Genomic DNA, 21,072 nt, shown 5'->3' with positions numbered 1-21,072 from the left:
TTGGTAGATAGAATCCTTTGATTATTTTGTTAATCGAAAGGCTTGCTTCACTTTTTAGCGGAAGTTCAGCTTCTATACATTTTCTTTGCGACGTTTAGCAAAGTATAGCCCTACAACAACAAGTAATAAAGCACCTGTACCGATGTACAAGTAGATTCCTTTACCACCAGTTGAAGGTAAAGTTCCTTTGTGTTTGTTTGGAACTTTTTCTGGAGCAACTAAGTTTTCAGTTGTTCCGTATGAGTGTTCATCAACTTCAAATTCAATCCGATTTGTTAATAGAACGTAGTCGTTAGGAGCAACTGTTTCTTCCAAGTAATACGTTCCATAGTCTAACCCTGTTACGTCTACTAATCCATCTGCTGATGTTGTGAAAGTAGTTGCATCTTCTTTGTTTTTCACCCAAGTAACAGCTTTTGTTGCCTCATCAATTTTCAAGTAATTAGCTGTATCGCTGTCTTCGTCACGTACGACAAATGAAGCGCCTGCTAAAGCTTGTGTTGATGAAACATCACCATCTACTTTGATAAATCTTTTCCCACCAGTAACAACTTCAACAGTTGGTGGTGTTTTATCATCTGTGTGTCCATTGTCTACGTTGGCTTCGTTTTTAAATCCTTTGGTTGGATCTGCTTTTTCATTTAAGTGCATGTAGTAAACAAATTTCAAAGTACCACCTGGTGTTAATGAAGGAATAAATGCAGGATCAACTGCTACAGTGAACCCATTTTCTTGTTCTGTCACTTGATAATTTGCGGGTGCAATTACTGTATCACCATCATAAAGTGCGTAGGCATTGTCACCTGAAGCAATGTTATCAAACGTTAAAGCTTCGTCATGTGTATCAATTAGATTGAATTTAACATATTTGTTTGCATCGCCTTCTTTATCTGCAATACCTAAAGGAATATTGACAGAAATTTCGTATTGGATTTTTTCACCGATTGCAACGTCTTTTCCATCTAAGTTAGGTGTTGTTTTTTCTACTTTTGATGTGTCATTTTTAATTGTTTTTTCTACAGCTGTTTGATTATCAGCTTCAATTGTAAAATCTGTTTTCGTTTGGCTTTCAATCAATTCCGCATTATCTGGTGCTTTAACTTCTTCTAATACATAAGAACCGACTTCAAGATTTTTGATTGTTAATTCACCAGTCGCAGCATCAGTTTCTGTAAAATCGTTTTCGCCAATTGCATAATTTTTTCCGGTGATGAAGTGTTTCGCTTGGCTTTTATCGGTTGTCCAAGTGTAAAGACCATCTTTCACACCTTGGATATATTTTACGACGCTTGGAGTTCCTTCTGTTTTTGAGATAACAAATTCTGCACCATTTAAAGATTCATTTTCAGCAGTACCAACTTTTTTGACGTGTAATGCACCATCGTTGGCTACGATATTTTTTGGATATAAATGAATGGTTGTTAATTCTTCTGTTCCGTATTTGTAAGAACCATCTGCTTGTTTGATTAGTTCATAAACAGGAAAAGCAACGACCATATTGGCTGCAGCAGTTACGCCATCTTTTGCTTCTTCTTTGATGGTATAAACTGCATCTTTACTTTGTTGTTTCTTTGGCAAATCCAAGCTAACGTTTCCGTTCGCATCGGTTGTTCCTTGTGCAATAGGTGTGCCAGTTGTTAAGCCTTGAACTGCTTGCTTAGCAGCATCGACTGTTGCGCCTGCTTCACGTTGAGCATAGAATTCTGCTGTTACATCATAGATACTAAACGTTACACCAGCTAATCCTTGGTACTGGTCAAACTCACTCATTTCTTTCCCGCTATTTTGAATCAATGGGTCAGGAAAATCAGTCATCTTCTTTTTGTGCAAGATTACTTTTGCTGTGTCATCATTTTCTGCTGCAAAAGCTGGAACTGTACCTACTAGGCCTGTAAAAAGTGGTAAGGTCAGTAACAATGTGCTTAATAAATACCAAACTTTCTTAAACTGTTTCATTTTTTTGCTCCTCGTTTTTGATAAATTATCCAACCAATGACTAAGCCAATTAATAATGTTCCAAGTAGTCCCCACCAAATGGTTTGTTGGTCATTTGTTTTTGGTAATAGCCCTGAATGTTTTATCTTTTTATTGACGACTTTTAAAGGCTCTGTCGCTTGCCCATTTGATACATAAGAATGTTCTGTAATCGTAAATGGAACTGATTCTTGACTTAAGACATAGTTATCAGGTGCTTTGATTTCTTCTAAGAAATAGTGTCCATCTCTTAAGCCTTTGACTGCAAAATTTCCAGAACGATCAGATAGAAACTGTTTTGCTGCTTGTTTATCTTTGTTCCAAGTGTAGCCACTAGCTGATTCATGTAAGTAGTTACCTGTTTTGTCTTTTACGATAAAGACTGCTCCAGCCAGTTTTTCTGTTTGATTTTCGCTTGAGACTTTAACAAATCGTTTACCACCTGTTCGTACAGCAGTTTTCTTTGTGATGGAGTGTTTATCACTGTCTAAACGACCTTCATTGAGAATAGCTGTATCAGGTTTTGCATCTTTTTCTAATGTCATCTGGTAAGAAATCACTAGTTGTTTCTTCGCAAATTTTTGGAGTTCTTGAATTGAAAAATCTAACGTAAATCCATGGGCGTGCGTCTTCGTCGTATAGCCGCTGGTTAACTCTTGTCCATCCACAGATACCTTCAATGTGTTCGGTAAAAGCGTCAGTACTGGATCAGCAGTATCTGAAATACGAAACTGGTGATAATCTAAGATGTTTGCCGGAATAGTTGTCTTCAATTGGTAGTGAACAGCATCACCCACAGTAAATCCATTTTCTCCCTCTAACACCGTTTTTTCTAGTGGTGGTAAGTCATACGCATTTTCTTCGTTTTTAGGGTAAAGGTGGATTGTCGACAAATCCGTGCCATTACTATCTTTTACTGGTAAAATCACGACCAGATTACTTGCTTTTTCTTTGACGACTTCTGGTGCATGAACTTCAATGAATAAATAAGCTTTATCACGTTGCTTTTCGTCTTTAGTTGGCAAAGTAAAAGATAAGATCCCATCTTCACCGTTTACATGACTTGTTGTTCCTTCAGCGACCAGCTTTCCCGCTGAAGCGCCTGTTTGTGCTAATTTAGTTTGAGCCGATTGAACAGAATCTCCCCCACTGCGTAACTGATAAAAGGAATCGGTTACGTCAAATACTTGATAGTCCACATCATTGAGCCCACGATAATTTTGTAATAAGGTACCTTCTTCACCAGAATTTTCTTGTTCTGTAGGCAACTGACCTTCAGGAAATAGTAATTTGTGTAAAGTAATCTGAACGTTTGCTTGCGTATTTTCTGCCAATGCTTGTTGTGAAAAGCCGAAAAATACAAGCACGAACACACACAGTTTTAATAATCGCGCGTTTTTCATTCGTTACACCTCTCCTTCTGTTCGTTGCTTGATGAATAGATAACCACCGACTGTTGCTAAACTAATTGCAGCGATCAAGTAGAGCCAAACACGACCAATTCCACCAGTTTCTGGTAGAGGAATTTTTGCTTGGTTCGTTACATCTAAACTGATTTGATTGTTTTGTTCACCAGTGACGAGCACATCGTCGATTTCTTTTCCGTCAATAGTTACTGTCCCATCTTCGTTAATCACAAGTTTAATGGGTTCTTTGAGTCCTTGATATCCTTCAGGTGTAAATGTTTCTGTCAAAGTATATTCACCAGGCTGTAAGTTTTCAAAGAGGAAGGTATCTGTTTCTTCGCCATCTTTTGGTAATTCAATATCTGTATCTGGACCAGTTAAGCGGAATTTTGCACCTTTTAACGCTGTCTGATTATCTGCTTTCTTGTGCACCGTCAAATCAAAAGCTTTTAGATGATTCTCGTGCGTCACTGTCCACTCCGTTGCATCCTGATCGATGTTCTTACCATCGTAATGAATCTGGCCATATTTATCGACTTTGAATTCATAATTTCCAGCAAGCGTATCGTAGCCGAGTGGGCCAGTTGTTTCGACCAAGCGATAAGTCCCAGACTGATTGATTACAAAATGGGCAATTCCAGATTGATTTGTTTTTTCGGTACCCACTTTTTGATAAGTCCCTTGTTCGTCTTTTCTTTGCAATTCAAATGTTGCGTCTGCTAGATTAACTTGTTTACCGTGTTGCAACGTGTACTTTCTGATATTGATTGGTAATTCGGAAAACTGATTTTCAATTTCTAGCGTAATTACTTGATTGCTCGTAGTTACTTCTTTTCCATCAATCTTGACTGTCCCTTGATTCGTAACTTCGATGTTCCAAGTTGTTTTTTCGCCTAGTTCATGACCTGCCGGAGCTTGAAGCTCTGTCAGTGTATATTTTTTCCCTTTTTGTAAGCGAACCTCTTTAGGCAATGAGTAACTGCCATCTTGGTTGTCAATTAGCGTTGTTTTGACGCCATCACCAGTTAACTCAAAAATTGCTCCTTCGAGATTTTTTTCACCAGTTGAAGAATTCTTAATCACTTTCAAGTCTAATGGTTTAAACTGTTTCGTGTTTTTCCAAGTTGTTTCATCTACTTTTTCTTGGTCATAACCCGGGACTGCCACTTCATTAGTCATCTGATAGCTGAAATTTTTCCCTTGATTGTTGTATTGAGGAAGACTAAGGGTTTCATCATAAGAATCATCAGCTGTTTTTGATAACTGTGTGATATCGGTTCTTTCCCATGTGTTACTAGTGTCATTTTCAGGTTTAGAAATCTTGATGTAACCAGTCTGCCAATTTGCTGAATTTGTCACTTGTTGACGTGTGACTTCATAGGTAACACTTTCTGGTCGGCTACTTGTATCTTGATCAAATTCTTCCCAAATCTTTTTGAAATTCAATTTGACCCCAGGAGCTTTACCAGAAGGAACACCAAAATCTGCAAGTTCACTTGACGTTGCCATTGGTTGAAAAGTTGTTCGTCCATTCATTTGATACCAAAAATCTGGTTTGAATGAGTCTGATTCCGTTTGAAGTCTAATTTGATAATGAATTTGGATTTCTTGCTGTTTTCCTAAATAAATACCATTACTTTTTACCGTTGTTCCGTCCATTGTAATGCTTGGCATAGATGGGAGTTGAACTGAGCCAACACTTTTAATACTTAAAGTATCTGGTTCATAAATAAAAGGTTCAGCAATTGGATCAGTGACATTTCCGTTCACAACGGTTCCGGCAATTTGCACGGCTTTCTTTGCCAAATAATCCGAGATGTCTGGTGCATAGTCAGCAGATTCATAATATAAATCGCCATTTTCGTCTTCAGAAACCATTTGCCGCATTTTATTTTCAACTTCTTGTTTCGATAAACCAGCAGTTGAATCACTTTGTAATTGAATACCTAATCCGTGAATCTCAATTCCGCGTTGTTTTAGCGCTAGGGCTTCACCAATCGTTGCGATAAAGGTACTGTTGATTCGACGATTCGTATTGTTCTGGTCCTGCGCATTGTAACTGTTTGAAATGTAGGAAGTATTTCCGGGTTTGTCTTGACTCGTAGTAAACTGCGTACCGTAATAACTACCGTCAGCTTCGGTTTGAACACGGCTAACATGATATGAAAATGTTGGTACACCATCCGTTAGTAGAACGATGACTTTTTTGTGTCCATTTGGTGTTGCTAACATGTTACCGGCATCACGTAATGCTTTTTGTGTAAAAGTACCACCAGTTGTACTACTTGGCGTAATATTTTTGATTGGGTTTTTCACAGAGTCAAATGAGCCCATCGGAACTGTTCCGTTTTTGTAGCCATCACTTGAATAACCTACGTAACCCATATTGATACTGTCAGTAATTCCGCTATCAGCTAATGTATCAACAAAACGGTTTACGCCTTTTTGAACCTCTCCGATTCGGTTGTTATCGTTCATACTTCCTGACCAGTCAACGACTAAGACTAAATCTAAAGGTGTGATCTCTTTTTGAACATTTCCACGAACATTTAAGTAGACATCAAATAGTCCGGGCGTGGAAGTTTCTTTTGCGTATTTGCGAATTGCATAATCTGCTTGGTCACCAGTACCACCATATTCGATATACGAGTTCGTTTTATTTAGCGGATCACCATTCCAAGAAGTTTGCCCATCCCATTCAGTGCTACTTCCCTGTTTATTTCCTTGATGGTTGATGACTTGCTGATTACCAGTTGGTTGCCAACTAGCTGTTGGATAAGTGCCTGAATTGTCGGTCGTGTACTGTGGATTAATCGACTCATGTTCTTTTCGGGAAAGATCGGCTGCTGTGGCCATTTTTGCTTCGGCGAAAGGCCGAACAATTTCTTCTGACGTTGGCTCGACATCACTTTCTTCTGCTATAGTGTTATCTGTCGTGCTGTCAGTCTCCGTTTCTTTTGGAGTCGTCTCACTCGTAGTTTCGTCAGGCATAAAAGATACTTCAAATTCATTTTTTTCGTACAATAACTTAGGTGTTTGAGTTACATCTAAGGAGTGAGAATCAACAGCTAACGAAAGTTGGACTTGCTGATTTGTTCCACTGGCAATTGTTAAACTGAGAATATGATCTTCTACTTGATAAGAGTAGCCATCTTTTTGAAGTTCTTTTGTATCAATCAAGCGAGCGTTCGTCAACTTGATTTCTTTTTTTAGTGCAGCATCTGTCTGATTGATAAGATTCAGATCCACATTTAAAGAGGTCTGATCTTTTTCATCTGTTGTTATCTGTGCTGACGTGATATCAACGGTATCAACAGCTTCTGCTTTCACAGTGATTGGCATTAAATAAGATGAAACAAGTAATAGCACAGCGCCAATAACCCCAAGTTTCTTCAATAATTTAATTTCTATTCTCTCCTTTCCTTTGTGGGTCAATAATTCAATTAGAATAGCTAATGGCACAATTTTTCATTATTCTAATCTAATAATTATTATACGAAGAAGCCAGTAATTAAATCACACCAGTTTTTAAACCGAACGGTTTCATTTATGAGATTGCTTCATTCTTTCGATGGTTGTTTCATTAAAGTAAAGGGTTGGGGAGGAAAAAATATGATTAGGCTATTGGAAGATAATTATCGGAAAATGGAAGAAATTATTAGAATATTATCCATTTCTGACAAATGGATGACTAAAAAAGAACTTGCAAAATATATTGGAAGCTCTGAGTCAACGTTTATTCGTTATATTGAAGAAATCAAGCAGCGTTGGGGATCAGTATTCACGATTCAAACTTCCCATAAACTTGGCTATCGCTTGGAAAGGTTCAACGTCTCAGTTTATCTACAAATGTTAACGGATATGGCACAAACCTCAACAAATACCCAACTATTGAACGAATTCATTCAAAATCCAGGCAATACGATTGAATATTATTGTGACACGATCTGTATCAGCCGCTCCTCCTTTGCTCGAAAATTGAAACAGTGTAATCAAGTATTGGAGAAATATTCACTGAAAATTGTTGTTGACCAGGGCTATCAACTAACAAGTACAGAAGGTGAATTATCATTACGAATTTTCGTTACCTTTTTCTTTTTGATCTACTACGGTCACTACGCACTACCTTACCAACTAGACAAAAAGGAAGTGAAGCAATTGATGCGTCGTAACCACTGTCAATTAAATATTGTCAGTGGTGATAATAGTTACGAGCATACTTTTTTTATTATGTATTTCATGGTTAGCTTGGAGCGAGAGCAACAGGGATTTCCACTCTATTCCGAGAGGCAAGCCCCTGAAAATATGAAAATCAAACACGAAGATTATGTCTTTTTAAGTCAGTATTTGATTGGCTTAGATGTTGAAACGTATCAAGAGGTACTCTACCATTTTCAAAAAGGACCTTTCCAACAATATTCTTATGAGGAAAAAAAGGATATCAGTGAAAAAATCCGTACCAATCTAAAATTCAATTCTTTTTCACAAACTGAGCAACTCACAGAAGATGCAGTCGATTTTATCGTGCATCTCTTGACTTGTCTTTATTTATTCTCTCGACTAATTCCGTTTGATACAACGGAATTAACACAACGAGCAACTTTGTTCACAAGACATATTCACTTTACTCAACTCCATTTATATGCAAGACTTCAAGCAGAACTGCACTTCTTTTCCGCTCTATTAGAAACCAATTTACTAAACCATTCTTCTTCCTATATTTTTTGGCTGTTGAATGGCTATCCAGGCATCAATCAAAGCATTGTAGCATCTAAAAAGATTTTAGTTGTCAGTGATATGGGAATCAATCATAGCCAGTACATTGGTAATTATGTTCATGCGACACTTTCTTTACACAAAATCCGTTCAGATATGTTAGCTATTACAGATGAAGAAGTCGTTGACTATGATTTAAACGCATTTGATCTGATTATCACCAATCAACCTATCCCACAGACTGATGTTCCAAGCGTCTTGATTAATGACGCTATTTTATTTTCAAATGAAAGTGAATTGTTAGACCTGTTGGATTTTTGATTACTGCGTTATTTCTAAAATAAGTTATCTTGCATTTTTAGTGGTGAATGCTAATCGGTTTTCTTGGCAAACTAGCAGTTTATGTTATAGAATGAAAGAAAAGGAGGTTTTCGTATGATTGAGGGATTAAAAAGAAACTTTAAAACTTATGCTTTAGTCAGAGCTATTATTTATATCGTTTTAGGCGTATTGATCGTTATTAATCCAAGAGCTGTTTTTAATCTGATTGGTTATCTGATTACTGCTTATTTCTGTTTGTTAGGTATTTTCAATTTATTTGAAGATTATAAACGTAAAAAACAAGTCGGAAGCTGGGGCTTTGGTCTGTTTAGCGGAATCATCTTTCTGATTTTGGCATTGGTCGTGTTGTTTTTTGCACCAGCAATTGCTTCGATTTTACCGATTTTGTTAGGCTTAGCAATTATTTGTAACGGCATTTTCCAATTGATTATGGGATTGAATATGAAATCGACACCATGGCTTATCTACAGTGTGCTGTTATTGATTGGCGGAATCGTTTTGTTGTTCAACCCATTTGCTAGTTTGTTAGTTTTATTCCAAATCTTTGGGGTAATGCTCATTGTCATGGGCGTGTCAGAAGCAATCAGCTTTTTCAAATTAAAAAAAATGACGATCAACTAAGCTAAGTGTTAATTGTATCAAGAGAAATGGTTCGCCTGATTTTTGTGTAGCAGGTGTGCTGTTTCTTTTTTATTCAAATGAAAGGAAATGATCAAATGGAATTTATTGGAACCTTGTGTCTAATTTTGATTGCGACAACGCTTGGTTCACATCTTTCACGTCGTATTGGGATTCCTGCTGTAATCGGGCAGTTGTTAGTCGGCGTGATTTTAGGACAAGCAGGTTTAAATTGGGTGCATCCCAACATTTTAGTACATGATTTTTCTGAAATCGGTGTGATTTTATTAATGTTTCTTGCGGGTTTGGAAAGCGATCTATCTTTACTCAAAAAGTATTTTAAGCCCGGTATGTTCGTTGCTTTGTTAGGAATTCTATTTCCAGTAGTATTTGGTTGGCTCACAGGTGAAGCTTTTCATGTGCCGCTAAATGAAGCACTGTTTTTTGGAATTATCCTTGCAGCAACTTCAGTAAGTATTTCAGTTGAGGTATTGAAGGAATTAAATGTGGTCAATACTAAAGAAGGCTCAACCATCCTTGGAGCTTCTGTAGTAGATGATATTTTAGTTGTCTTAGTGCTAAGTTTGAGTCTTTCGTTCTTGACTGGTGACACAGCTAACCAAACATCTCTTCCACTGATTTTATTGGAACAAGTGATTTATTTCGTATTTATTTTCTTGTTGGTTAAATGGATTGCTCCCCTATTGATGTCTTTCGCAGAAAAAATTTATGCAAATTCTGCTGTGATCATTGTTTCCCTAGTCATCTGTTTGGGGATGTCTTTTGTCGCAGATCTAGTTGGTCTTAGTTCAGTAATCGGAGCGTTTTTTGCAGGAATTGCTGTTAGTCAGACAAAAGTCAAACAGGAAGTTTATCGAAATGTAGAGGCTTTAGGTTATTCCGTCTTTATTCCTGTTTTCTTTGTCAGTGTAGGACTAGAAGTAGATTTCGCCAATTTCGGAAGTCAACTTTTCTTCATTCTTGCCTTTACGATTGTTGCAATCTTGACGAAGCTGGTCGGTGGTTATTTCGGCGCAAAAGTTGCTGGCTTTTCTGGAAATAGTTCCTTGATGGTTGGTGCGGGAATGATTTCACGTGGCGAAATGGCTCTGATTATTTTACAAATTGGACAACAAAGTAAGTTGATTGAAGCACGGTATTATTCACCATTAGTAATCATCATTTTACTAACGACTTTAGTTTCTCCATTGATTTTAAAACATTTTACGAGAAAGATTTATACTGTTAAAGCAAATTGAGATCAAAATAAAAAAGGTAAAACAAAACGATAGTCCGTTTTGTTTTACCTTTTTCTTTCCTATTTACTAACAAATTTAATTAACGATTTGTTCATTGACGTACTCAGCATATAAGTTGTGGGAATGAATCAACTCGCTGTGAGTTCCATGTCCAGTAACTGTTCCTTTTTCAATGAAGTAAATTTGATCCGCACCAACAATTGTTGATAAACGATGGGCAATGACTAAGGTTGTTCGTCCTTTCATCAAATGATCTAATGCACGTTGGACTTTTTCTTCTGATTGTGAATCCAAACTTGCAGTTGCTTCATCTAACATCAAAATTTGTGGGTTTCGTAAAAACGCACGGGCAATCGCAATTCGTTGTTTTTGGCCACCTGATAATTTCACACCACGTTCCCCGATTTCAGTCTCCAATTGTTCAGGGAAATCACGAACAAACTGATCGGCATACGCTAAACTTAAGCCGTGCCAAAGTTCGTCATCAGTCAAAGTTCTACCCAAACCATATTGTAAATTATCTCGAATACTTCCAGCGAAAACAGCACTATCTTGTGACACGTAGCCAATTTGTGAACGCCATTCGCTCAAATTAAACGATTGAATGTCTTGATTGCCAGCTGTAATTTTACCAGCTGTTGGTTGGTAAAATCGTTCAAGTAAAGAGAAAATCGTTGACTTCCCGCCACCACTTGGTCCAGCAAAAGCGACCACTGTATTGGGTTTTGCATAGAACGAAATATCCTTTAGAATTGGATGATTTTCTTCATAGCTGAAAGAAATATTTTCTGCTTGAATCGTTTTTCCTGCAACATCGACAGCTACTTCACCGTTCTTTTCAACCGTTGTTTCCAAAATTTGTTGGATACGTTCCGTTGCCCCCATTGCTTTTTGCGCTTGAGAGAAAAACATCGCAAAGCTTGTCACGGGCGTGATGATATTAAACAGATACAAAAGGAATGCAACTAATTCGCCACTTGTTAACGTACCTGCTTGAACGCGTACGGCACCATAGCCAAGGATTCCAACAAACAATCCAAGCATTGCTGTCATCATGATTGGTTGTAAAACAGCTTCTATTTTGGCATCTTTGACACCTAAAACAAAAATCTTTTCGATAAACGTACGACCACTATTTTTTTCTGCTTCCTCGCCATTACTTGATTTGATCAAACGAATCTCAGCAAGTTTTTCTGTAGCATCGGCATTAAAATCAGCTGTCGCACCTTGTAGTTGACGACCAATCTTAGACATCATCTTACCAATTGGGATCATGATAATCATGACGACTGGTATTGCAACAAACATCAGCGTCGCCATCTTCCAATCCATAATGATCAAAATAATAACTGAGCCAACTAGTTGGATTGCACCAGTGATAAAGTTTGGAAATTGAGTCGTCACTAAATCTTTGATCACCGTTGTGTCATTTACTAAACGAGAACTGCTCTCACCTGATTTATGTTCATCATAATAACCTACAGGTAAATGAAGTAAATGTGCCCATAATTTTTCTCTTAGGGATTTAACAGAATGTTCACCAACATAACGAAGTAAAAAACCACCAATCGTTCCAAAACCAAGATAAACGGCAAATGCAACAAGTAGCACTGCGACCATTTTCCCGTCAATTTTTGATAATTCACTGGTATCAACCAGCCCCTTTGTTAACTGTGGGACGACCAAACTTGCTCCACTTGTGACTAGACTGAGTAAGATCCCAAATAAAAACAAACCTTTCTTGGAGCTTACACTGTTAATCAATTTCATAAAATCTTTGAATTTAAATGTTCCAGTAGATGCTGGTAGTTCTTCAGCAAATCTTGCGGGTTGTCCGTCGCCGCCTCGTGCCATGTTCTTTTCCTCCTAATACCTAAAAACTTGTTCTAAAATTTTTAATCGTTAAAAATCTTCCCACTCATCATCATTGTTTCTTTGCGAATCATCTTTGTTGAATGGATGCTGTCTTTCATTTGGACTGCCTCTCCAAAACTCACGTCGAAAATCACGACCAAATCGATTTGGAAAATCTTGTGAAAAGTCTGGACGACCACCACGTTCACCAAATGGCGATTTTCGCATCATTCGTTTCATTTCGCGACGCATTTTTCGTAAATCTTCAGGTGGTAAGTTTTGCCAATCTCCACCGTATTCTTCAAATAAAGCTTCCCGCATTTCTTGCATTGCTTGGAAACGATCTAATGGATCAATAAACTTTTCTGATTGACGATGAAATTCACCGCTCCATCCACTAGAGATTTTTTCTAATAAGTCGCTAAAAGTTGTTTGCTCCTCTTCAGTTAAACCAGCAAAAAAGATTTCGCTTTGATTTTCTTGTTTGAAGGATGCATTCTTTTCCGCTTTTGTTCTTCCTTGTTCCGTTAGATAAACGCGTTTTGTTCGTTTATCATTTTCATCTTCCTCACGGGTAACATCCCCACTTTTTTCCATTTTTTTCATTAGTTCTGCTAACGAGCTTGGTCGTAAATCTAAAACTTCAGCAAGGTAGCTTTGGACTAATCCGTCTTCTAGTCGTAAAATTGCCAAAACTCGTTGTTGCCCAGTAAATTTTTGCTTTTTTTGACTCATAAAAGCATTGCTTGCTTCACTAATAAAACGTAGTTGCTTCATCAAACGTTCAGATAATTCACTCATCTTCAAAATTCCTTTCTTTTAGTTCGGTACCGAACTTTATTTCGTTAGTTATTATAGTTCGGCACCGAACTATTTGTCAACTACTTTTTATAAATTATTTTTTTGAGAGCTTTTGATGTCTTCAGTTGTACCAATTAACTACCCTAGAACAATAAAAAAGTAGGTATGACAAGACTTTTGTCATACCTACTTTTTCTGGATAGATGGTGTTCACCAAGCAACTTCTTGCTATCTTGTCGTAGTTAAACGCTTTGTACCACAACCTTTATCCACGGTGTTCCCAAGTCAGCTCCTTCGGCAATAATTCCTTCTTTCATAAAAACATGAGGAACTGTTTTTAGAAAGAAATTCTTATTGCTTGAAGCTAAACACCTTGTGCCACAACCTTATCCACGGTGTTCCTCAAACAACTCCTCGAAATAACTCATACCTGTCCAAAAATATGAAAAACTATTTTTGTCAGTTATTCATTATTTTTTCGGAGTTAAACGTTTTGCGCCACAACCTTTATTGATAAGTTTCATTTAGATAGTTTACTAATTCTGGTGCTCGTTGTGTTGCAGAGTCCCCTTCTTTTTTATCCTCTAGCATACTAATCATGAGATAGCCTTGGTTAGTTGGATTTGTAGCAAATAAGAAACTATTTTCTTGCCCTTTTTCATCTTGTTTTTCCTTGATTTCTGCTGTACCTGTTTTTGCTGCTAAAGGAATTCCTAAGCTAGCGAGTGAATGTGCTGTCCCATTAGGATCAGTCACAACAGCTTCCAAGTCTGGCAAGATTTTTTGAACAGCGGAGTTACTAACCACACTGTCTTTCGTTTTCGTTTTTGCATCTAAAACTAATTTAGGATAGATAAGATTTCCATTGTTAGCAAAAACGGAATACATCGTTGCTTGCTGGATAGGTGTAATCAATAATTCTCCTTGACCATAACCAGTATCTGCTAATAAAATTTCTGATTTGAAGCTATCTTCATTAGAAATCTGTGCAGGATTCATACTGATTGGTAGGTCTAAATCTTCACCAAAAATAAACTTATCTAAGCCCGCTCGGAAAGCTTTTTCTCCCATTTTCAATGTTTGTTGTGCCATATAAATATTATCAGAGTAAACCAACGCATTTCGTAAATTAACTTGTGCCACATCGCTTACCCGCGTCACTTCATACGACCCCCAAGAAGAATCTTTTTGCCATTTTAATCCATCAATGTTTAAGCTCTCTTCAGGATTTAGTGTGCCATTGTCCAAACCAATTGCGGCAGTAATCATTTTAAATGTCGAACCCGGCGCATAACCAGTAGCAAAACGGCTGATAAATGGTTGGTTTTTGTCATCGGCATACACTTGGTAGTCCTTTTCAGAGATACCATTGGTCATTTTATTCGGATCATAACTTGGTGAACTTGCTAAAACGAGTAGATCGCCTGTTTTTGGTGTGGTAGCTACAGTCGAGCCAGCTTCTCCACCTAATTCATCGTAGGCAGTCTTTTGAGCCTTTGCATCAATCGTTAATTTAATTGATTTGCCATTCTTCACTTCTTGTTCTTGAAGTACGTTTTTTTCATTCCCATTTTCATCTGTGATAACTAACTTCCCACCGTTGGTTCCCCGTAATTCTTTATCGTAAGCCATTTCCAAACCAGAGCGTCCAATTTTTCCTACACTACTTAATTTTGGATTCTTTTCGATATCTTCGGCAGTAATGTCACCTACATAACCAATTAACTGTGCGGCAGCTTCACTTAATGGATAATATCGTCCAGTTACTTCTTGAATAGTTGCACCCGCAGGTAATTCTGGTGTTTCCCCATCAATGATTTTGAGTGGAACGAAGTAATCTGGTTGAACCCAACTTTGTGAGATAGCTTGGTTGATTGCATCTTCTGTTAGTTGTGTCCTCTCAGCAAGAGTTTTGATATTAGCCTCTTTTTCTGCACCTTCGCCTAACTTACTTGGAACAACACCGAGTTGCTTCAACTGGCCATTGGTTGCTAATCCTTCCCCGTTTCGATCCAGGATTTCACCACGCGTTGCCTCTTGTGTGTTCAAGCTGACTTTGTCCCCATTTTCCATAGTAGGGAAAACCAAATTAGGTTGCCAATTGATTTTGGGGCCTGTTTTTTCGCGAGTCAGTGTCCCTTCAAAAGTCAGATTTTTTAGCTCACCCAAAGCAGTGCTCATTTTAGCTGTGTAAGAAAAAGTATAGGTATCTTTTTTCTTTTTTTCGACAGTTAAATCTGACACGGTATATCCTTTTATATCAACAGCATCATAGATATTCTGGTACTTCTCCAAAATGTCTTGAGTCGTCCATTTCGATTTTTTTGTAGCTGTTGTTAAAAAGGTCGTTGCTTTTTGATAATCGCCTTTATCAAGTGCCTTTACAAATTGTTTAATCGTTGTTTTCGCTTCATCGACAGTTTTGTTTTCTTGATCATGTTGATAATAGAAAAATCCCCCACCAGCTATTGCAATGAGTGCTACAGCGCCTAAAATATATGGGACAGAGCTTTTTGTTTTTTTCTGTTCGCTTCTTTTCATCTGTATCCTCCCAATTTTTGCTTCAACCATCGTTGGTCGTTAAAAACACTTCTATTATATCTAACTATCATCTAGGTTGCTATCTTAAATTTTTTTAAATTTGTTATTTTTTTGTTTTATGTACTACGTCTTTTCTAATAAATAAAAACCAACAAGACAAGAATCACCATTGTCTTGTTGGTTCTTTTAAGTTAAAAAATTAAATATCATCGAAATCAAAATCATCGAAGTTGATTTCATCTAGTTCTTCTTCCCTAGTCTTAACCTCTTCACGAAGATACTGGACATCCATTACTTTGATAAATGGATAATAGATTGCCATCCCCAAAACAAATAAAAGTCCTTGTAACACAGCACCTTGCCATCCACTCACTAAAAAGCCGGAAATGATTGGTGGTGTTGTCCATGGTAACTGAATTCCATTTGTGTAAGGAACCAATCCGATATTCATTGAAAAATACGCAATAATGATATTGATTGTTGGAACTAAAGCAAAAGGAACCAACAAAATAGGATTCAAAACAATCGGTAACCCAAAAATAACTGGTTCGTTAATTCCAAAAATACCCGGAATTAACGATAATTGTGAAAGCTTTTTGATTCGTTGACTTTTACAGAATAGAACCATTACCACAATTAACGACAAGGTTGAACCTGCACCACCAAAAGTCGCGAACATATCTTGAAATTGACCGGTAATGATGTTCGGAATTTCATGTCCGTCTTTGAATGCTTGCAGATTTTCGACGGATAAAGCTCGAAGAACTGGATTGAACACAGCACCAACGACACTGCTTCCGTTGATTCCAAAAAACCAAAAGAAATGCAAGAAAAGATATGCGATAATCATAGCGCCTAACGTATTTCCTAAGCTTAATAACGGCGTTTGTAAGAAGGTGAAGATAACATCTTGCAGATTGCCATAAGAAGTCAAGGAAACAAGCCAATTTACTAAAAACATCATTGTTACTACTACAAAACTTGGAATAAGTGCTTCAAATGATTTGACTACAGTAGGTGGAACACCATCCGGCATCTTGATCGTCCAACCTTTACGTACCATTGCAACGAATAAACGAGTAGAGATCAACGCAACAATCATTCCAAGAAACAACCCACTAGACCCCATCCACTTCAAAGGCAAGCTAGTTACTTCATAAACAGTCGTGCTTCCTTCTGGTGTAAATAATGTCTGATACGGAGTTAAAATAAAGAAGGAAACCAGTGCGATAATCCCAGACTGCATTGCATCAACATGAAATTGTTTCCCTAAACTGTACGCAATTCCGACTACGGCCAAAATGGTCATGACATCGAAACTCGCACTAGCAGGTACAGACATCATTGCCTCCCAGTTGTCACCAAGCAAGGCAGACATCCATTCATTCCACTGAGGAAGAGGAAAATTAGCAATTAAAAGAAAAACTGAGCCGACGATCAATAGTGGTGTTGACAATAGGAATCCATCACGAATAGCAACTAAATATTTATTTTCACCGATGACTTTGGCTAAAGGAGTTAGTACTTTTTCCAGCCAATTCAAAAATTTTTGCATGGTCGACCTCCACGTTATTGTTTATTTTTCTTGATTAATTTAAGTGCTTCTTTTAACGCACCTTCACCGTCCATCATGCCATAGATTTCTGGAGAGATTGCAGCAACCGGAATATTTTGTGGTGAAAACTGCGTCCGAACTTTTTCGAGCAAGAAGCGCACTTGAGGCCCCAATAAAATGGCAATCGGTTTTTCCTGCTCAACAACTTCTTGTGCTCTAGCAACTGGAAAGGCAGTAATTTCTAATGGCATCTGGTGTGCTTGAACGACTTCCATCATTTTATTGACCATAATACTTGTAGACATACCTGCATCACAAAACAAATAAATTTTTTTCTTCATATAATTCACTCCTTAAATGTTTTTTATTTTTAATCAATTGGTGCTTTGATTCTTTTCTCATAGGCTTCTAACCATTCCTGCGTGATTGGTTCAATCAACGTTGTCTGATTTTTCCCTGGATTAGCAAGAAAAATTTGTGGTGCTTGTGTTTGTGTACCGACACTAAAGGTGAATTCAACATTGGTTGCCACGCCCCACTCGCCTGCCTTATTCATTGCAATGAGTGAGAATGCGCCAGCTTTCCCATAGCGCTCTTTAAGTTTTGTTTCAAAAGAATAAACTGCTTGATCACAAGCTTCTTGTGGACTAGCTCCGCTGCCCATTAGTCGAACAATCTCGTAAGATAAACAGCCCTTCATCAAATCTTCGCCTAGCCCAGTTGCAGCTGCTCCACCAATCGTACTATCGACATAAAAGCCTGAACCAGAAAGTGGTGAATCACCGACACGTCCAGGCTTTTTCATAAACAAACCTGAGCTGGAAGTTCCTGCTGCCATCGACCCATAGGTATCTAAGGTGATAGCACCAACCGTATCATGACCATCATAAGGATCCAACTGTTTTTCTTGGATTTCTTTTAATCGCTTTTCCCAAATTTTATGGGCACGAGGTGTTAACATATTTTTTCGTTCAAAATCATGCAGCATCGAATATTGTGTTGCACCAGTTCCAACTAAAAAACTGTTAAATTTTTCTTCACTTAAACTTCTAGCCACTGAAATAGGATTTTTAACATCCGTAATTCCAGCAACTGCGCCAATTTTAAAAGAGTCGCCATCCATAAAAGCGGCATCCATTTCTAAAATGCCTTGAGCATTTGGCAATCCACCATAACCCACTGATTTATAATACGGATAGTCCTCCACAGTTTTAATCAGTGCTTCTACAGCATCTCCAGCTCGTTCATTTTTTTCTAAAAGTCGTAGTGCTTCAACGACACCATCATGTGCCATTCGCCAAGTAGCAATTGCACCTTGCATTCTATTCACCCTTTCTATTTCATTTTAACTAATGCGCTTTCATAAAAATATTATAATCAGTATATACTGTTTTGTATATACTGAAAGAATTAAAAAGTTGACTTTCTCATAAAAAAACAATCAAGCTCTCATTTCTGTAAAAAGGTTGTGCACAAAACGCTTAGCTCCGACAAGATAGTGAGCAAACACTCAAAATAGCTTTTCATATTTTGAGGTGGATGCAAACTATATGGAAGAGTTGTTTTGGGAACACCGTGAGTAAGGTTGTGAAAGAAGTGCTTGGCTCCAATAAATCAGAATAAATTTTCAGAAATTGCTTCTAAAATTTTTGTGAAATTTAGACTTATTTGGAAGGAGTTGCTTCTTGAACGCCGTGGATAGAGGCTGCGATGTAAAACGTTCAGCTCCAAACAAGATGGCAAGCTGTCGCTCAAAGCCGTAGCTTATGTTTGAAGATGGCTGAAAGCTATGTGGAAAAGTTACTTCTTGAGTACCGTTTATTCGAAAAAGTCGGAAAAAATGAAAAATCTAGTCCCTCTTAGCATGTTTTCAATTTTAAAACCGCCTAAAATCAACGCTTTTAAAAACGGATTTTAGGCGGTCTATCTATTTGGGAAAATTTTTATCCTAGATCTTTTTTTGGTTCTTATTCAGTCAAAGCAATGATTGCCCGCATATAAATTTCCAAATTCAGCAGTAAGTCACGTTCATCCATGTACTCATCTTGATTATGTGCGATCCCTTTTTGCCCTGGAAATGAAGGACCAAATGCGACAATGTTTGGCATAAACCGAGCATAAGTTGCACCGGTAGTCGTTACGGGTGAACCATCTTCTTTCGTTACCTCTTCATAAACTGCACTCAATTTTTGGACAAGTGGATTTTCTTTAGGAAACGAACTACTTTTGATTCGACGAACAATTTCCATCGCGCTATTTTTTGGTAACTGTCCAAGAAGCGTTTCGGTTACTTCTTCTTCAGTTACGGAAACAGGATAACGGATGGCAATAGATAAGGACAAACCGGTTTCTGTTTTCAACAATTCATAGGGGGTCAAAATCAGTTTTCCACTGTCTTCGTCTTCAAAATTCAAAGCTAATCCTTCCCCGTTGTGTTGATTCGCGAGCGAATCTACTATCCAAGAAAAATAGTCCTGTAATTCTCCCGTTAATAATTGGTTGGTCTTGATTTTTTCAGCTAATAAGGTAATGGCATTTTCGCCTAACTCAGGTGCATTAGAGGGGGCTCGTTTCCCAGTTACCATGATTTCTTCCTGATTGACTGTGACAGCTAATTGGTCAGGAACATGATCTTTTGCTTGATCGCCATTAATATTACTGAGTTGATTTAATTCTTGCGTATCAAAAGCAGTCAAAATTTGATAGTTGACAATTCCACGCTCTCCGTACACGACGGGATATTTGCAATCAGGCGTAAAACCGAATATCGGTGGCTTTTCTTGGCTCAAATACATCGGAATGTCAGAACTACCACTTTCTTCATCTGTTCCAAAAAGGATTCGAATCGTTTTTTTAGGGACGAATCCAGCTTCTTTTAATAACTTCATACCATACAGACACGCCATAATAGGACCTTTGTTATCTAAGATTCCACGTGCATAAAAACGTCCAGCCTTTTTTGTTAACTGATAGGGTGGAAATGACCAGCCTGTACCTTCGGGGACAACATCCAAATGTCCAACAATTCCAATATACTCAGAATCTTTTCCCCATTGTGCGTACCCAACTGCATCTTGCACACTAGAAGTTTCAAATCCATAGCTTTTAGACAAAGAAAGGGCTTTTTCAAGTACCTCTTTTGGCCCTCGACCAAATGGCGCTGCTTTTTCGGGTGTCCCTTTCACACTTTTGATCTTTATTACTTCATTCAAATCTTGATAAAACTGTTCTTTGTTCTCTTCGATTAACTGGTGAATGTTCATAGTGACCTCCTATTGGCTGTAACGAGTTAGTGTATTTTTAAATGTATAACGGTCAGCTCGATAATATGAAATGTCATAAAAAATAGGTTCTGCATCAATGGCATACGTGACAGACTGCACTCTTAATAAAGGATTGCCTAAGGAAACATCTAATAAATCTGCCATCTCCTCCTCAACTAAAATCGCTTCGACTTCTTGATGAGAATAGGCGATTTCAACTTGTTTTTCCAATAGTTCAAACAACGAACCATTAAAATCCTCAATCGTAAAACCTGCAATAAAGTTTTCTGCTAAGTAGATTTTCTCAACGGTCATTGGCTCACCATCAAGTAAACGTCTTCGAATTAATTCGTAAATGGCTGTGTCCGGATTCAGCTGTAGTGCGCTACGAATTTTTTCATTGTCTGTGAGTAATCTTCGAAAAGAAATAACTTCTGTTTTACTCGTCTTACCATATGCTTTAGCTGCTTCAGTAAACCCTTGGAGACCTGCGCGCCCACTTTGAATCTTCTGTTGAGACATCACATAACTGCCTTTTCCTGGTCGTTTTACTAACACGTTTTTTTGAATTAACAGATCAATTGCTTTTCGAATTGTTAAACGACTGCATTGAAACTCTTTTGCTAAATCATATTCTGAAGGTAATTTTTGCGAACTGACATAGGTTCCTTCTTCAATTCGCTGTTCAATTTTTGAAGCGACTTGCGTAAATTTATTTCTAGTTTCTTTTTCCACCATAAAAA

14 protein-coding genes are annotated in these 21,072 nt (G+C 37.7%); 3 read left to right on the top strand and 11 right to left on the bottom strand.

Annotated features, from left to right (window positions below):
- Positions 1-72: 72 nt before the first annotated feature.
- From IGJ76_RS06595 to IGJ76_RS06585, 3 genes are read right to left on the bottom strand one after another with little or no spacing between them, the layout of a single operon-like run.
- Complete coding sequence (locus IGJ76_RS06595; RefSeq protein ID WP_075491523.1) at positions 73-1,956, bottom strand: SpaH/EbpB family LPXTG-anchored major pilin; 1,884 nt, start codon at positions 1,954-1,956, stop codon at positions 73-75.
- Positions 1,953-3,377, bottom strand: coding sequence for a SpaH/EbpB family LPXTG-anchored major pilin (locus IGJ76_RS06590; protein ID WP_086270941.1), 1,425 nt, complete (start codon positions 3,375-3,377; stop codon positions 1,953-1,955). Before IGJ76_RS06590 ends, IGJ76_RS06595 begins: the two co-directional genes overlap by 4 nt.
- Before the next feature lie 3 nt (positions 3,378-3,380).
- Entirely contained in the window at positions 3,381-6,842 is a 3,462-nt protein-coding gene (locus IGJ76_RS06585) for a vWA domain-containing protein (protein WP_430596490.1), read from the bottom strand.
- Between the two features lie 150 nt (positions 6,843-6,992).
- Between IGJ76_RS06585 and IGJ76_RS06580 the strand changes: the two genes are divergently transcribed.
- From IGJ76_RS06580 to IGJ76_RS06570, 3 genes are all read left to right on the top strand, one after another.
- Complete coding sequence (locus IGJ76_RS06580) at positions 6,993-8,417, top strand: helix-turn-helix domain-containing protein (RefSeq protein WP_095803635.1); 1,425 nt, start codon at positions 6,993-6,995, stop codon at positions 8,415-8,417.
- Between the two features lie 114 nt (positions 8,418-8,531).
- Complete coding sequence (locus IGJ76_RS06575) at positions 8,532-9,059, top strand: HdeD family acid-resistance protein (RefSeq protein WP_271014916.1); 528 nt, start codon at positions 8,532-8,534, stop codon at positions 9,057-9,059.
- A gap of 95 nt (positions 9,060-9,154) precedes the next feature.
- Positions 9,155-10,315 carry a cation:proton antiporter gene (locus tag IGJ76_RS06570; RefSeq protein WP_071868355.1) on the top strand — a complete coding sequence of 387 codons (1,161 nt, stop codon included), beginning with the start codon at positions 9,155-9,157 and terminating at the stop codon, positions 10,313-10,315.
- A 75-nt stretch (positions 10,316-10,390) separates the two neighbouring features.
- On the opposite strand, the gene IGJ76_RS06565 is transcribed toward IGJ76_RS06570, so the two are convergent.
- The 8 genes from IGJ76_RS06565 to IGJ76_RS06530 form a co-directional block, all read right to left on the bottom strand.
- Positions 10,391-12,085 (bottom strand): ABC transporter ATP-binding protein, encoded by a 1,695-nt coding sequence (locus IGJ76_RS06565; protein ID WP_249024339.1) that lies wholly within the window; start codon positions 12,083-12,085, stop codon positions 10,391-10,393.
- Between the two features lie 132 nt (positions 12,086-12,217).
- Positions 12,218-12,970 (bottom strand): MarR family winged helix-turn-helix transcriptional regulator, encoded by a 753-nt coding sequence (locus IGJ76_RS06560; RefSeq protein ID WP_075491518.1) that lies wholly within the window; start codon positions 12,968-12,970, stop codon positions 12,218-12,220.
- Between the two features lie 507 nt (positions 12,971-13,477).
- Entirely contained in the window at positions 13,478-15,511 is a 2,034-nt protein-coding gene (locus tag IGJ76_RS06555) for a penicillin-binding transpeptidase domain-containing protein (protein WP_430596489.1), read from the bottom strand.
- Between the two features lie 199 nt (positions 15,512-15,710).
- The gene (gene celB, locus IGJ76_RS06550; protein WP_086270944.1) at positions 15,711-17,066 is read right to left on the bottom strand and encodes a PTS cellobiose transporter subunit IIC; all 1,356 of its coding nucleotides are present in this window, start codon (positions 17,064-17,066) and stop codon (positions 15,711-15,713) included.
- A 14-nt stretch (positions 17,067-17,080) separates the two neighbouring features.
- Positions 17,081-17,407 carry a PTS sugar transporter subunit IIB gene (locus IGJ76_RS06545; protein WP_067481971.1) on the bottom strand — a complete coding sequence of 109 codons (327 nt, stop codon included), beginning with the start codon at positions 17,405-17,407 and terminating at the stop codon, positions 17,081-17,083.
- A 29-nt stretch (positions 17,408-17,436) separates the two neighbouring features.
- Positions 17,437-18,387 (bottom strand): N(4)-(beta-N-acetylglucosaminyl)-L-asparaginase, encoded by a 951-nt coding sequence (locus IGJ76_RS06540; RefSeq protein ID WP_075491516.1) that lies wholly within the window; start codon positions 18,385-18,387, stop codon positions 17,437-17,439.
- Positions 18,388-19,033: 646 nt separating this feature from the next.
- A complete protein-coding gene (locus IGJ76_RS06535; RefSeq protein ID WP_218658246.1) occupies positions 19,034-20,329 on the bottom strand; it encodes a Sapep family Mn(2+)-dependent dipeptidase in 1,296 nt (431 codons plus the stop codon).
- Between the two features lie 9 nt (positions 20,330-20,338).
- Positions 20,339-21,067 (bottom strand): GntR family transcriptional regulator, LSA1692 subfamily, encoded by a 729-nt coding sequence (locus IGJ76_RS06530; protein ID WP_067481965.1) that lies wholly within the window; start codon positions 21,065-21,067, stop codon positions 20,339-20,341.
- Positions 21,068-21,072 lie beyond the last annotated feature (5 nt).

Source organism: Enterococcus sp. DIV0175 (assembly GCF_050529075.1).
Taxonomy (GTDB): Bacteria; Bacillota; Bacilli; order Lactobacillales; family Enterococcaceae; genus Enterococcus_B; species Enterococcus_B thailandicus.
This window is presented reverse-complemented; position numbering and strand designations above follow the sequence as displayed.

What these genes read in the sequence shown, in the direction of transcription:
- IGJ76_RS06565 (WP_249024339.1), bottom strand. Translation starts at nt 12,085, where the DNA reads ATGAAATTGATTAACAGTGTAAGCTCCAAGAAAGGTTTGTTTTTATTT.
- IGJ76_RS06555 (WP_430596489.1), bottom strand. Translation starts at nt 15,511, where the DNA reads ATGAAAAGAAGCGAACAGAAAAAAACAAAAAGCTCTGTCCCATATATT.
- IGJ76_RS06535 (WP_218658246.1), bottom strand. Translation starts at nt 20,329, where the DNA reads ATGAACATTCACCAGTTAATCGAAGAGAACAAAGAACAGTTTTATCAA.
- IGJ76_RS06580 (WP_095803635.1), top strand. Translation starts at nt 6,993, where the DNA reads ATGATTAGGCTATTGGAAGATAATTATCGGAAAATGGAAGAAATTATT.
- IGJ76_RS06540 (WP_075491516.1), bottom strand. Translation starts at nt 18,387, where the DNA reads ATGCAAGGTGCAATTGCTACTTGGCGAATGGCACATGATGGTGTCGTT.
- IGJ76_RS06595 (WP_075491523.1), bottom strand. Translation starts at nt 1,956, where the DNA reads ATGAAACAGTTTAAGAAAGTTTGGTATTTATTAAGCACATTGTTACTG.
- IGJ76_RS06590 (WP_086270941.1), bottom strand. Translation starts at nt 3,377, where the DNA reads ATGAAAAACGCGCGATTATTAAAACTGTGTGTGTTCGTGCTTGTATTT.
- IGJ76_RS06545 (WP_067481971.1), bottom strand. Translation starts at nt 17,407, where the DNA reads ATGAAGAAAAAAATTTATTTGTTTTGTGATGCAGGTATGTCTACAAGT.
- celB (WP_086270944.1), bottom strand. Translation starts at nt 17,066, where the DNA reads ATGCAAAAATTTTTGAATTGGCTGGAAAAAGTACTAACTCCTTTAGCC.
- IGJ76_RS06570 (WP_071868355.1), top strand. Translation starts at nt 9,155, where the DNA reads ATGGAATTTATTGGAACCTTGTGTCTAATTTTGATTGCGACAACGCTT.
- IGJ76_RS06560 (WP_075491518.1), bottom strand. Translation starts at nt 12,970, where the DNA reads ATGAGTGAATTATCTGAACGTTTGATGAAGCAACTACGTTTTATTAGT.
- IGJ76_RS06530 (WP_067481965.1), bottom strand. Translation starts at nt 21,067, where the DNA reads ATGGTGGAAAAAGAAACTAGAAATAAATTTACGCAAGTCGCTTCAAAA.
- IGJ76_RS06575 (WP_271014916.1), top strand. Translation starts at nt 8,532, where the DNA reads ATGATTGAGGGATTAAAAAGAAACTTTAAAACTTATGCTTTAGTCAGA.